At 70.9% G+C, this 11,757-nt stretch carries 14 protein-coding genes; 12 read left to right on the top strand and 2 right to left on the bottom strand.

All coding sequences use genetic code 11. The features are described 5' to 3' along the window. The first annotated feature begins 73 nt into the window (after nucleotides 1–73). On the top strand, nucleotides 74–847 hold the full coding sequence (locus tag ACZ6S0_RS41800; protein ID WP_465924874.1) for a TetR/AcrR family transcriptional regulator: 774 nt from the start codon (nucleotides 74–76) through the stop codon (nucleotides 845–847). A gap of 151 nt (nucleotides 848–998) precedes the next feature. Here ACZ6S0_RS41800 and ACZ6S0_RS41795 read toward each other — a convergent pair whose 3' ends face one another. Beyond that, a complete protein-coding gene (locus ACZ6S0_RS41795; RefSeq protein ID WP_465924873.1) occupies nucleotides 999–1,601 on the bottom strand; it encodes a hypothetical protein in 603 nt (200 codons plus the stop codon). Between the two features lie 49 nt (nucleotides 1,602–1,650). Here ACZ6S0_RS41795 and ACZ6S0_RS41790 point away from each other — a divergent pair, with 49 nt between their 5' ends. Both ACZ6S0_RS41790 and ACZ6S0_RS41785 read left to right on the top strand, forming a co-directional pair. Next, complete coding sequence (locus tag ACZ6S0_RS41790) at nucleotides 1,651–1,944, top strand: hypothetical protein (protein ID WP_465924872.1); 294 nt, start codon at nucleotides 1,651–1,653, stop codon at nucleotides 1,942–1,944. 398 nt (nucleotides 1,945–2,342) lie between these two features. Continuing rightward, nucleotides 2,343–2,531, top strand: coding sequence for a hypothetical protein (locus ACZ6S0_RS41785; RefSeq protein ID WP_465924871.1), 189 nt, complete (start codon nucleotides 2,343–2,345; stop codon nucleotides 2,529–2,531). A gap of 69 nt (nucleotides 2,532–2,600) precedes the next feature. Here the strand turns inward: ACZ6S0_RS41785 and ACZ6S0_RS41780 are convergent, their stop codons facing one another. Next, on the bottom strand, nucleotides 2,601–3,395 hold the full coding sequence (locus ACZ6S0_RS41780) for an IclR family transcriptional regulator (protein ID WP_465924870.1): 795 nt from the start codon (nucleotides 3,393–3,395) through the stop codon (nucleotides 2,601–2,603). 87 nt (nucleotides 3,396–3,482) lie between these two features. Here ACZ6S0_RS41780 and ACZ6S0_RS41775 point away from each other — a divergent pair, with 87 nt between their 5' ends. From ACZ6S0_RS41775 to ACZ6S0_RS41735, 9 genes are read left to right on the top strand one after another with little or no spacing between them, the layout of a single operon-like run. Continuing rightward, nucleotides 3,483–4,130 (top strand): ABC transporter permease, encoded by a 648-nt coding sequence (locus tag ACZ6S0_RS41775; protein ID WP_465924869.1) that lies wholly within the window; start codon nucleotides 3,483–3,485, stop codon nucleotides 4,128–4,130. Continuing rightward, nucleotides 4,123–5,115, top strand: coding sequence for an ABC transporter ATP-binding protein (locus tag ACZ6S0_RS41770; RefSeq protein ID WP_465924868.1), 993 nt, complete (start codon nucleotides 4,123–4,125; stop codon nucleotides 5,113–5,115). The genes ACZ6S0_RS41775 and ACZ6S0_RS41770 overlap by 8 nt, the downstream gene beginning before the upstream one ends. Next, the gene (locus ACZ6S0_RS41765; RefSeq protein WP_465924867.1) at nucleotides 5,105–5,824 is read left to right on the top strand and encodes an ABC transporter permease; all 720 of its coding nucleotides are present in this window, start codon (nucleotides 5,105–5,107) and stop codon (nucleotides 5,822–5,824) included. The genes ACZ6S0_RS41770 and ACZ6S0_RS41765 overlap by 11 nt, the downstream gene beginning before the upstream one ends. A gap of 11 nt (nucleotides 5,825–5,835) precedes the next feature. Then, a complete protein-coding gene (locus ACZ6S0_RS41760; RefSeq protein ID WP_465924866.1) occupies nucleotides 5,836–6,753 on the top strand; it encodes a glycine betaine ABC transporter substrate-binding protein in 918 nt (305 codons plus the stop codon). After that, entirely contained in the window at nucleotides 6,753–7,238 is a 486-nt protein-coding gene (gene fae / locus ACZ6S0_RS41755) for a formaldehyde-activating enzyme (RefSeq protein WP_344882887.1), read from the top strand. Before ACZ6S0_RS41760 ends, fae begins: the two co-directional genes overlap by 1 nt. Then, nucleotides 7,235–8,341, top strand: coding sequence for a mandelate racemase/muconate lactonizing enzyme family protein (locus tag ACZ6S0_RS41750; protein WP_465924865.1), 1,107 nt, complete (start codon nucleotides 7,235–7,237; stop codon nucleotides 8,339–8,341). The genes fae and ACZ6S0_RS41750 overlap by 4 nt, the downstream gene beginning before the upstream one ends. After that, on the top strand, nucleotides 8,329–9,750 hold the full coding sequence (locus ACZ6S0_RS41745; protein ID WP_465924864.1) for an aldehyde dehydrogenase: 1,422 nt from the start codon (nucleotides 8,329–8,331) through the stop codon (nucleotides 9,748–9,750). Before ACZ6S0_RS41750 ends, ACZ6S0_RS41745 begins: the two co-directional genes overlap by 13 nt. Further along, complete coding sequence (locus ACZ6S0_RS41740; RefSeq protein WP_465924863.1) at nucleotides 9,747–10,646, top strand: NAD(P)-dependent oxidoreductase; 900 nt, start codon at nucleotides 9,747–9,749, stop codon at nucleotides 10,644–10,646. The genes ACZ6S0_RS41745 and ACZ6S0_RS41740 overlap by 4 nt, the downstream gene beginning before the upstream one ends. 25 nt (nucleotides 10,647–10,671) lie before the next feature. Further along, complete coding sequence (locus ACZ6S0_RS41735; RefSeq protein ID WP_465924931.1) at nucleotides 10,672–11,739, top strand: iron-containing alcohol dehydrogenase family protein; 1,068 nt, start codon at nucleotides 10,672–10,674, stop codon at nucleotides 11,737–11,739. Nucleotides 11,740–11,757 lie beyond the last annotated feature (18 nt).

Genomic DNA, 11,757 nt, shown 5'->3' with positions numbered 1-11,757 from the left:
CATCACTCGATGAACCTCTGATGGGGACGATACACAGATGAGGTTCAATTTGGAAGCGGTACCATCCGGGTTCATGGACAGCTCCCTCGTCGAGGCCGCGCTGGCAGCCGCCGAGCAGCACGGCAAAGACGTGGCAGAAGTGCCCCTGGGCGCGATCGCGGCGGCCGCGGGCATCTCCCGCAGCACCCTGCTCAGAAGGCTCGGCGGGTCACGGGCCAAGCTGGACGAGGCCGTGCGGCAGGCCGGCGTCGACCCCGGCGGACGCCCGCCGGTCCGGGAACGCGCCATCGAGGCGGCGGCCGTACTGATCGCCCGCGACGGGCTCGGCCCGGTCACGATGGAGGCCGTCGCGGTGGCCGCGCAGTGCTCCCCGACCAGCCTGCACGCCGTCTTCGGCAGCCGTGACGGCCTGCTCGCCACCATGTTCGACCGGTACGTCCCCGTGCCCGACCTCGAAGCGCTGGCCGCCGACCCGCCGGACCGGATCGAGGACACGGTCCATGCCGTCTACCACGCGCTGGCCGAGGCGTTCGCCCGGGAGCCGCGGGTGCTGCCGGCCATCTTCGGCGACCTGTTCACCCGCCCCGACGGCACCGCCGCCCGGATGCTGAAGGCCAACCTGCCCAGGATGTTCGCCGGACTCGGCGGCCTGCTGACCGCGCAGGTCCAGGCCGGGCGGCTACGGCCACTCCCGCTGCCGCTGCTCATCCAGCTCATGATCGGGCCGATGGCGGGCCACATGCTGTTGCGCCCGGTCCTGCAAGAGTCGCTGGGAAACGTGCTTCCACCGGTCGACGAGGTCGCGCGGGCGTTCGCCGAGGCGTTCATCCGCGCCGCCGCCCCATGAACTCACCAGGCCCGGCAACGCCCGCGGATCAGACGCGTCCGTCCAATGTGGAGGCGCGGCCTCCCGCCTCCGCCGCCCTGCCAGGATGAGCCCTCGAAGACATGGAAGCCGTACACCTGGCCCCCTGAACTTCCGCGCGGGACACCAATGATCACCCGAGCACCACCTGCCGCGCGAACGGGTCCCACTGCGCCGCCACGCGCCCGCCGTACCGCTCGGCCAGTCTGTGGCGCAGGTCCTGGTCGAAGGTGTTCGTCCTGACGACGACCCGGTTGGTCTCCGCGTCGATCCACATCGCGACGGCGCCGGGCTCGTCGAGCGGCTCGTCCTGGTCGAACGCCCGGCGCAGCGCCGCCTGGCTGTTCGCCACCCGCCGTACCTCCGGCACGATGTCGTACCTGACCTGTTCCCCCTCGGACCAGTAGGTACCCGAGAGCACCGGAGCGGCCAGCGCGCGCCCCCGCGCCGTGACGTACGGGGCCACCAGCCGGTACGTCGCGCCGTGGGCGATGTACGGAGGAGCCAGGTCCTCCGGGTACGCCTCGGCCCGCTGCTCCGCGAGCGACTGCGCCCGGTTGAAGGGCTCGATGCCCTCGTACGACCGCAGCATCACGGGCGAGACGGCCTCGTAGTACACCTCGGCCGCGTCCTCGGTGCCCGGCTGGACGACCACCCGCAGCTCACCGGGCAGGAACAGGGGCGCGGCCGTGACGGCGTAGACCACGAGCAGCACGAAGACGATCTTCAACGGCATGCGCGCAGAGTCTAACGGGGAACGGGACAGCGCAGCGACAGGTGATCGGATGGACCTCCTGCACAACCGCGTCTCGTCGGCCGAGCGCGCCACCGCGCTCTCCATGGACTCCCTGATCCAGCAGTTGGGCAACGTGGGCGGCGCCGTCCTGTTCGGCTGGCCGGCCGTCGCCTCCGGCACCTCGACGGCCTGGTACGCCGCGGCGGGGCTGGTGCTGGCCGCGGCCCTGCTCTATCCGAGGGGCCGCGGCGCGCGCGGTCGTGCTTCGCCGGAGCGCAGGAACGCCGGTGACAAAGGCGCACTCATTCGCGGCAACTATTTCGAGCATTTCGCTCGCATTTAGCCGGTATTTTCACTTGGTCCGGCGGAGGTCGGGTAAAAGGCTTGACGAAGCTCTGACTCCGGACCGGTGGAAACTTGACGAGATCTTCGGATTCCTGCGGATGCGGAGCGGCGGCGCGCCAATTACGCTTGGTTATGCGACGGCAAAGAGGGATCTCCCTCCGCACCCCCGCGAAAAAGAACAAGGGCCGCCGTTGCCGCGGCGACCCCTGTTCCCGCATGAAACTGACTCCGCAAGAGAGGAACCAGCGCTAAGTACCTGCAAAACTTCCTCTACACCGTACTTAGTGCGGGCGTGGGCACGCAACAGTGGGTGTGAACCGCCACACGAGTTGCGCGCCCCATTCTTCTCCCGGGACTGGCCGCCTCATAAGGGCTGAGCTCAAAGGAGAGTTCTGCGTGCAGCACGACACCCCCTCCGGGCAACCGGAGAAGAAGACCGAGGCCACTCAGATCGTGGTCCCGAACGAGGCCCTGCGAACGCTCGTCAAACTGGTCGCGTTCCTCGCATTCCTGGCAGCACTGGTCTTCCTCACCGTCAACGGTTTCGACCCCATGACGCTCGTGCCCTTCGCCCCGCGTCTTTGACCCGCCCGCCCTCGCCGCCCCGGTGAGGGCCGGTCATTCAGCCCGGCCCTCACCCGACCACTCAGGGGATCACCGTCCGCGTTCCTGGGTGGGTTGGGCGGGTGGGCTGGAGAGGCGGGCGGTCAGCTCGTCGGCGATCTTCGCGGTGATGCGGCCCGCGAGGTCGAGCTTGTCGCCGAGGCGGCCCTTGGGCGCCGCGATGTTGAGGGCCGCCACGACGCGGCCCCGGAAATCGCGTACGGGTGCGGAGCAGCCCACGACGCCCACCTCGAACTCCTCGTCCACGGTCGCGTAACCGCGGATCCTGATCCTGGCCAGCTCCTCCAGCAGCGCCTCCGTGCCGCCGAGTCGCAGGTCGCCCGCCGCGGCCAGTCGTTCGGGGGTGAACCAGTCGCGTACGGCGTCCGGCTCCCAGTCGGAGATCAGCACCCGGCCGGCGGAGGTGGCCGGTACGGCGACGCTGATCCCCTCCCAGCCCACCCCGCGGAAGGCGTGCGAGGGCGACTCGCTGAGCAGGGTGAGCACGTCACCACCGCGCAGCACGCACAGGTGGACGGTCTCGTGGATCTGCGTGACCAGCCGCCGCAGGTAGGGCCCGGCGATGGCGACGAGCCGGGTCTCGCTGGTGCGGGCGGCCAGCGCGTACAGCCGCCACCCTAATCTGTAGCCCAGGGTGTCGGGGTCGCGCTCGACCAGGCCCTCCTCGGCCAGGGAGGCCAGCGCCCTGGAGACCTGCGTCTTCTCCCGCCCGACCAGTTCGGCCACGCGCACGACCCCGACCCCGCCCCCGGTCTCGCCGTACGTGGCGAGGACGTCGAGCAGTTCGAGGTCTCGGCGCAGGCCCGCGGCGTTGGTCCGGACCATCCGTCCTCCAGGTGCCATATGAACAACAGGTGTTGCGCCCTAGGCTTACACACATTTAACGTCTTCGTCACCTGAAACGGAGGAGATATGGACTTCTCCAGATATCTGGAACGTCGTTGGGACGACCTGCTGGAGCTGGCCGTTCAGCATGCGGCGGTGGTGACGCTTTCCGTCCTGCTCGCCACCGCGATCGGTGTCGCGGTCGGAGTGCTGACCTGGCGCAGCGACCGCGCCGGGACGATCGCCGTGTCCACGGCGGCGACCCTGCTGACCATTCCGTCGCTGGCGCTGCTGGCGCTGCTGATCCCGCTGCTGGGGCTGGGCTGGGCGCCGACGGTGGTGGCGCTGGTCATCTACAGCCTGCTGCCGATCGTCCGCAACACCATCGCCGGGCTGCGCAGCGTGGACCCGGCCATCCTGGAGTCGGCCAGGGGCATGGGGCTGACCGACCGGCAGGTGGTGGCCAGGATCCAGCTACCGCTGGCCTGGCCGGTGATCATCACGGGGGTCCGGGTCTCGACCCAGATGCTGTTCGCGATCGCCACGATCGCCGCCTACGTGGCGGGTCCCGGCCTAGGCAACGAGATCCTGTCCGGGCTGGCCAGGCTCGGCTCCGCCAACGCGCTCAACCAGGCGGTAGCGGGCACCCTCGGCGTGGTGCTGCTGGCGCTCCTCTTCGACCTGGCCTTCGTCGGCCTCCGCCGCGCCACCACCCCCAGGGGGCTCCGTGTCTGACATCAAGCTCATCCAGGTGACCAAGCAGTACGACGGCCAGCCGCAGCCCGCCGTCGACTCCGTCAGCCTCGACATCCCGGCGGGCGAACTGGTGGTCTTCGTCGGCCCGTCGGGGTGCGGCAAGACCACCACGATGAAGATGATCAACCGGCTGATCGAGCCGACCAGCGGGCAGATCCTGCTGGGCGGCGAGGACGTGCTGGCCAGGGAGCCCAACGAGCTGCGCCGCCACATCGGCTACGTGATCCAGCAGATCGGGCTGTTCCCGCACCTGACGATCGCGGAGAACATCGCGCTCGTGCCCGGCCTGCTCGGCTGGAGCGCGGAACGCTCGCGCAAGCGCTCCGACGAGCTGCTCGACCTGGTCGGGCTCGACCCGTCGAGCTACCGCGACCGCTATCCCCGGCAGTTGTCCGGAGGCCAGCAGCAGCGGGTGGGCGTGGCCAGGGCGCTGGCGGCCGACCCGCCGGTGATGCTGATGGACGAGCCGTTCGGCGCGACCGACCCGATCACCAGGGAACGGCTGCAGAACGAGTTCCTGCGGCTGCAGGCCGAGCTGCGCAAGACCATCGTCTTCGTCACCCACGACTTCGACGAGGCCGTCAAGCTGGGCGACCGGATCGCCGTGCTGAGGGAGCGCTCGCGCATCGCGCAGTACGACACGCCGGAGGCGATCCTGGCCAACCCGGTCGACGACTACGTGGCCGGATTCGTCGGCTCCGCGGCGGCGCTCAAGCGGCTGGCGCTCATCCCGGTCGCCAAGCTGACCGCCATGCCGACCACAGAGCTGACCACAGGGCTGACCACAGAGCTGATCACTGGGCCGGGCTCGGCGGACGGCCTGCCCGCCGTGCCGCCGGACGCGACGGCTCGCGACGCGCTGGACCTGATGATCCGCCACGGCACCTCCCGCGTGCGGATCGGCGACGGGACCGTGGACTTCGCGGCGATCAGCGCCCTGCTCGGAGGCGGGCATGACCGTTAGGAGACAGCTCGGCCTGCCCCTGCTGCTGGTGGCGGCGCTGGCCGCGACCTACCTGTGGGTGTCGTCGCGGCAGCTCGACAGCATGGAGGCGCGCGTGCTGAACGCCGACTTCATCCGCGACGCCGCCCTGTCGCACCTGCTGCTGACCGCGGTGGCGACGACGCTGGTCGTGCTGGTCTCGATCCCGCTCGGCGTGCTGCTCACCCGGCCCTTCGCCCGCCCGTTCACACCGGTGGTCATGGCGATCGCCAACGTGGGCCAGGCCGCCCCGGCGCTCGGCGTGATGGTGCTGCTGTCGATCCTGTACGGCATCGGCACCACGATCGCGATAGTCACCCTGGTCTTCAGCGCCGCGCTGCCCGTGCTGCGCAACACCATCGTGGGCATCCAGCAGGTGGATCCCGCGCTGCTGGAGGCCGGGCGCGGCATGGGCATGAGCCGCGGGCAGATCCTGCGCAGGCTGGAGCTGCCGATGGCGGTGCCGATCGTGATGGCCGGGCTGCGCACCACGATCGTCATCTGCGTCGGCCTGGCCACCGTCGCCACGTTCATCAACGCGGGCGGCCTCGGCGACATCATCGTCGCCGGGATCAAGCTGCAACGCACCCCCATCCTCGTCACCGGCGGCGTGCTGACCGCCGTGATCGCCCTCGGCCTGGACTGGCTGGCCGGGCTGGCCGAGAAGTACGTCCGCCCCCACGGCATCTGATGGAGCACCTCATGTTCAAACCACTCGTCCTCGCGGCCGCCACGCTGCTGACCCTCACCGCCTGCGGCGGCGGCCCGGAACCGGCCTCCGGCACGGGAGGCGGGCTGGAGGGCGCCACGCTGGTGGTGGGCGCCAAGGACTTCGCCGAACAGAACATCCTGGCCAACCTCACCGCCGAACTGCTCAGGGCGCACGGCGCCGACGCGGAGGCGAAGGAGATCAAGGGCTCGGCCAACACCCGCAAGGCCCTGGAGGCCGGCGAGATCCAGTTGTACTGGGAGTACACCGGCACCGCCTGGATCACCTACCTGGGCAACGACAAGCCGATCCCCGACCCCGCCCAGCAGTACGACGCCGTGGCCAAGGCCGACAAGGACAAGAACGGCGTCACCTGGCTGCCCGCCTCCGGCTTCAACAACACGTACGCGCTCGCCCTGGCCAGCGAGAAGGCCACCCAGCTCGGCGTCACCAAGCTGTCGGACCTGACCGGCGTCGACAAGCCGACGATCTGCGTGGAGAGCGAGTTCGCCAACCGCAACGACGGCCTGCCGGGCCTGCTGTCCGCCTACGGCCTGACCGTTCCCAAGGACGACGTCAAGCTCCTGGACACCGGCGTCATCTACACCGAGACCGACAAGGGCCAGACCTGCACGTTCGGCGAGGTGTTCACCACCGACGGCCGGATCAAGGCGCTCGGCCTGACCGTCCTGCAGGACGACAAGAAGTTCTTCCCCGTCTACCAGGGCGCCCCCACGCTCAAGACGGAGACGTTGACCAAGTATCCGCAGATCGCCCAGATCCTCGCCCCGCTCGGCCAGAAGCTCACCACCGAGGTCATGCAGGGGCTCAACGCCCAGGTGGACGTCGACGGCGAGGACGCGGCCGACGTGGCCAAGGACTGGCTGGAAAAGGAAGGGCTGCTCAAGTGATGCAGATCGGGGAGAGCTTCGTCGGAGAGGGGGCGGAGGCCGCGCACGTCAACACCGTGCTCGGCGCCCGCTCCGGCCCGGTGGGCACTGCCTGGGCCACCGCGCTGGCCACGCCGAGCCAGGGGCACGCGCCGTTCGTGGCCGTGCTGAGGCCGTCGCTGCCCGTCCAGCCGATGACCCTGTTCGTCAACAAGGCGGCCATCGCCGGACCCTCGCACGGCAATCTCACCTGGGGCCCGGCACAGGCCGGAGTGGCCGCGGGAGTGGCCGACGCGGTGGCGGACGGAGTCATCGACGACCCCCAGGGACTCGTCCTGATCGCCGCGGTGTGGGTGAACCCCGACGCCGAGGACGCCGACGCCGTCTACGCCAACAACCGGACCGCCACCCGCCGGGCCCTGGCCGCCGGAGCCTCCGGCGCGCCCGCCCTGGACGAGGTGCTCGCCGCCCGGCACAACCCGGCCAACCCCTTCTACACCGCATGAAGATCACCGCCATCCGGCTCGACCGGCTCAGGCTCCGGCTCGACCCGCCGTTCCGCGCGGCCTGGGACCCCGTGCCGCGCCGGCACTTCGACGCCACCATCGTGCGCGTCGAGACCGACGAGGGCGTGACCGGCATCGGCTCGGGCGACACGATGGACGGCTTCGAGGCGTTCGAGCATCTCTTCCTCGGCACCGACCCGCTCGACATCACCCGCCACGTGCGCGCCATCGAGACGATGAACTTCCACGCCGGCCGCTACTGGCCGCTGGAGGTCGCCCTCTGGGACATCGTCGGCAAGGTCGCCGGGCTGCCCGTGGCCACCATCTTCGGCAACGTGCACAAGCGGCTGCGCGCCTACGCCTCCAGCGGCGAACTCCAGTCTCCCGGTCAGCGCGTGGAGTCGGCGCTGGCCGCCCGGGAGCGCGGGTTCTCCGCCATGAAGATCCGTATCGACCGCAACGGCATCGAGGAGGGCGTCCAGACCGTCCGCCGGGTGCGGGAGGCGCTCGGCGACGGCTTCGAGATCATGGTGGACCTCAACCAGGCGTGGCGCATGGCCGGGGACGTCGAGCCCGCCCTCGACTTCGCCGCCGTCCGCTCCGTCGTGGAGAGGCTGCGCGACCTGGGCGTCTTCTGGGTGGAGGAGCCGCTGCCGTACCAGGACATGGCCGGGCTGCGGACGCTGCGGGCCGAGACGGGGATGCGGATCGCGGCGGGGGAGATGCTGCCCTCCACCAGCGACCTGCTGTCCTACCTGGAGCACGACGCGCTCGACGTCTATCAGATGGACGTGGTGCTGGCCGTCGGCATGCAGCGCGCGCGTACCATCGCCGAGGTCGCCCAACTGCGGCACCGCATGTTCACCCCGCACAGTTGGACCAACGGCATCGGCGTGCTGGCCAACCTGCACGTCGCGGCGGGGGTGGGGGGCGGGCCGTACTTCGAGTTCCCGTACGACCCGCCCGGCTGGACACCCGAGCGGCGGGACTTCATGCTCGCCGAGCCCGTGAACGTGACCGCCGACGGCTACGTCGAGGTGCCGCAGGTGCCCGGCATCGGCGCCGTGCTGGACGAGGGAGAAGTGGAACGTTGGAGAATCTGATGTTCGTCGACGGCGCGTTCGTCGAGGCGGCCGACGGGAAGACGTTCGAGGACCGCACGCCGCGCGACGGGTCCGTGCTGGCCCACGTCGCCGCGGGTGACGCGCCCGACGTCGACCGGGCGGTGGCCGCGGCGCGGCGCGCCTTCGACGACGGACGCTGGCGCGACCTGCCGCCCCGCGAGCGCAAGCGGGTCCTGCTGCGCTTCGCCGACCTGCTGCGCGAGCACCGCGAGGAACTGGCACAGCTCGAGACCCTCGACGTCGGCAAGCCCATCGGCGAGTCGCGCCGGGTGGACGTCGAGGGCGCCGCGACCTGTCTCCAGTGGTACGGCGAGGCCGTCGACAAGACCTACGACGAGATCGCCCCCACGGGACGGGACGCGCTCGCCCTGGTCACCAGGGAACCCCTGGGCGTGGTGGGCGCGGTGGTGCCGTGGAACTACCCGATGATCATCAGCTCGTGGAAGATCGCGCCCGCGCTGGCCATGGGCAACAGCGTCGTGCTCAAGCCCGCCGAGCAGTCGCCGCTGTCGGCGCTGCTGATGGCCAGGCTGGCCGCCGAGGCGGGGCTCCCGGACGGCGTGTTCAACGTGGTCACCGGCTTCGGCGAGACCGCCGGGGCCGCCCTGGGCCGCCATCCGGACGTGGACAAGATCGCCTTCACCGGCTCGCCGGAGGTGGCCCGCCACTTCCTCAGGTACTCGGCCGAGTCGAACGGCAAGAGCGTGTCGATCGAGGCCGGCGGCAAGTCCCCGCAGGTCGTCCTGGACGACGTCGGCGACCTGGATGCCGCCGCCTCGGCCATCGCCTGGGGCATCTTCTACAACGCGGGCCAGACCTGCAACGCCGGATCCCGCGTGATCGTGTCCGAGCGGATCAAGGACGAGCTGGTGGAGGCGATCCTGAAGGTCACCTTCACCGTCGGAGACCCGCTCGACCCCGCCACCACCATGGGCCCCCTCGTCGACCGGGCCCAGGCCGACCGCGTGCTCGGCTACATCGACCTCGGGCTGGCCGAAGGCGCCCGCCTGGTCGCGGGCGGCCAGGCCGACGGCCTCTACGTCCAGCCGACGATCTTCGACGGCGTCCGCAACGACATGCGCATCGCCCAGGAGGAGATCTTCGGCCCGGTCCTGTCCGTGATTACCTGCTCCTCCGAGGCCGAGGCCGTACAACTGGCCAACGACACCCGCTATGGCCTGGCCGCGAGCGTGTGGACCAGCGACGTCGGCCGCGCCCACCGCGTCGCCCGGCAGTTGCGCGCGGGCACCGTCTGGGTCAACACCTTCGACGCCAGCGACGTCATCACTCCGTTCGGCGGGTTCAAGGACACCGGCACCGGCCGCGACAAGAGCCTGCACGCCCTGGACGCCTACTCAGCTCTCAAGACCACCTGGATCGCCCTGTGAACACCACCGAGGACACCACCGCGAACGACGCCGTGAACATCGCGTTCGTCGGACTGGGCCACATGGGCGGGCCCATGGCCCGCAACCTCCTCAGAGCCGGACATCACCTGACCGTGCACGACCTGCAGCGCGAGTCCGCCGCCGAGCACCTCGACCTGGGGGCGCGCTGGGCGGACTCGGCAGGCGAGGCCGCCGCGGACGCCGACGTGCTGATCACCATGCTCCCCGGCCCCAAGCAGGTCACCGCCGTGCTGAGCCGGGTGACGCTCAAGCCCGGCGCGACCTGGATCGACATGTCCACCTCCACGCCGGAGGCCGCCAGGCCCTTCACCCAGGACCGGCTGGACGCGCCGGTCAGCGGCATGGCCAAGGGCGCCAGGAACGGCACGCTGCAGATCTTCGTCGGCGGCCCGCCCGAACTCCACGAGCGGCACCTGCCGGTGCTCCAGGCCATGGGGTCGACGATCCTGCACGTCGGCCCGCACGGCGCCGGATACACCGTCAAGCTCATGCTCAACCTCCTCTGGTTCGCCCACCTCGTGGCCACGACCGAGGTGCTCACCATGGGCGCGAAGGCCGGAGTGGACCTGGGCGTCCTGCGCGACGCCCTGGTCGCCAGCCCCGCCAACAGCACGTTCCTGGAGCGCGACGTGCTCAGCGTGCTGCGCGACGGCGACTACGACGAGTCCTTCGCCATGGCGCTGGCCTGCAAGGACCTCGGCCTGGCCGTCGATCTCGGCCGCGATGTCGGGGTCCCGGTGGAGCTGTCGGCGCTGGTGGAGCAGATCTTCCGGCGGGCCAGGGCCCGCTACGGCGACCTCGCGGGCGAGATGACGCCCATGCGGCTGTACGAGGAACTGGCCGGACTCGACCTGCGCATCGGAGACGCGGCATGACGTTCACGCTCACCCCACGGGCACCCTGCACTTCGGGCCCGGATCCCTGGCCAGGCTCCCCGAGGCGGCCGGTTCCGCCCGGGTCCTCGTGGTCACCGACCCGGGCATCGTCGCCGCGGGCCTCCTCGACCGGGTACGCGCCGTGCTGCCGGACGCGCGGGCGTTCACCGAGGTCGAGCCGAACCCGTCGGTGGACACCGTCGCCAAGGCCATCGCCGCCGCAGGAGGGGCCGAGCTGATCGTGGCGCTCGGCGGCGGCTCCAGCCTCGACGCGGCCAAGGCCGTGGCGCTCGGCGCGACCAACCCCGGCGTGCCCGCCTCCGCCCTCGACTACCGTGCCGAGGGGCTGCGTCCCGGCCTGCCGATCGTCGCGATCCCCACGACCGCGGGCACCGGCGCGGAGACCAACGGCTTCGGCGTGATCGAGGAGGCCGGTCGCAAGATCTACCTGGGCAACTCCACCACCCAGCCGATCGTCTCCATCCTCGACCCCGAGCTGACCGTCGGCCTGCCCGCCCGGGTCACCGCGGCCACCGGCGTGGACGCGCTCGTGCACGGCATCGAGTCGCTCACCTCCCGCAGCCGCAACCCGATCTCCGAGGCGTACGCCCACCACGCGGTCCGCCTCGTCCACCGGTGGCTGCCCGTGGCCGTCAAGGACGGCTCCGACCTGGAGGCGCGCGGGCAACTGCTGCTCGGCGCCCACCTGGCGGGGCTCGCGCTGAGCATCTCCGGGCTGGGGCTCGTCCACGGCCTTGCCCATGCGATCACCGCGCGGACGGGGGCGGCGCACGGGCTCGCGCTGTCCTCCGTCCTGGGCGAGGTGCTGGAGTTCAACCTGCCCGCCTGCGGGGAGGCGTACGGGGAGGTCGCGCTGGACCTGGGGCTGGGACGGGCCGACGGGCGCGCGACCGTGGCGGCCGTCCGTGACTTCGTCGAGGCGGTCGGCGTCGCGACGACCCCGGCCGCGCTCGGGTGCACGCCCGGCATGACCGGGGAGATCGCCGCCGCCGCGCTCGCCGACCCCGTCACCGCCAACACCCCCCGCCTGCCGACCGAGGACGAGCTGCGAAACCTGCTGGAGGCACGATGACCACCCGATCAAGCCGTC

This window comes from Nonomuraea sp. NPDC051298 (assembly GCF_055586305.1).
The sequence above is the reverse complement of the archived record's forward strand: the minus strand, read 5'-3'. Positions and strand labels throughout refer to the sequence as shown.

Coding starts and splice junctions, on each gene's coding strand:
- ACZ6S0_RS41800 (WP_465924874.1), top strand. CDS start 74: ATGGACAGCTCCCTCGTCGAGGCCGCGCTGGCAGCCGCCGAGCAGCAC.
- ACZ6S0_RS41795 (WP_465924873.1), bottom strand. CDS start 1,601: ATGCCGTTGAAGATCGTCTTCGTGCTGCTCGTGGTCTACGCCGTCACG.
- ACZ6S0_RS41790 (WP_465924872.1), top strand. CDS start 1,651: ATGGACCTCCTGCACAACCGCGTCTCGTCGGCCGAGCGCGCCACCGCG.
- ACZ6S0_RS41780 (WP_465924870.1), bottom strand. CDS start 3,395: ATGGTCCGGACCAACGCCGCGGGCCTGCGCCGAGACCTCGAACTGCTC.
- ACZ6S0_RS41775 (WP_465924869.1), top strand. CDS start 3,483: ATGGACTTCTCCAGATATCTGGAACGTCGTTGGGACGACCTGCTGGAG.
- ACZ6S0_RS41765 (WP_465924867.1), top strand. CDS start 5,105: ATGACCGTTAGGAGACAGCTCGGCCTGCCCCTGCTGCTGGTGGCGGCG.
- ACZ6S0_RS41760 (WP_465924866.1), top strand. CDS start 5,836: ATGTTCAAACCACTCGTCCTCGCGGCCGCCACGCTGCTGACCCTCACC.
- fae (WP_344882887.1), top strand. CDS start 6,753: ATGCAGATCGGGGAGAGCTTCGTCGGAGAGGGGGCGGAGGCCGCGCAC.
- ACZ6S0_RS41750 (WP_465924865.1), top strand. CDS start 7,235: ATGAAGATCACCGCCATCCGGCTCGACCGGCTCAGGCTCCGGCTCGAC.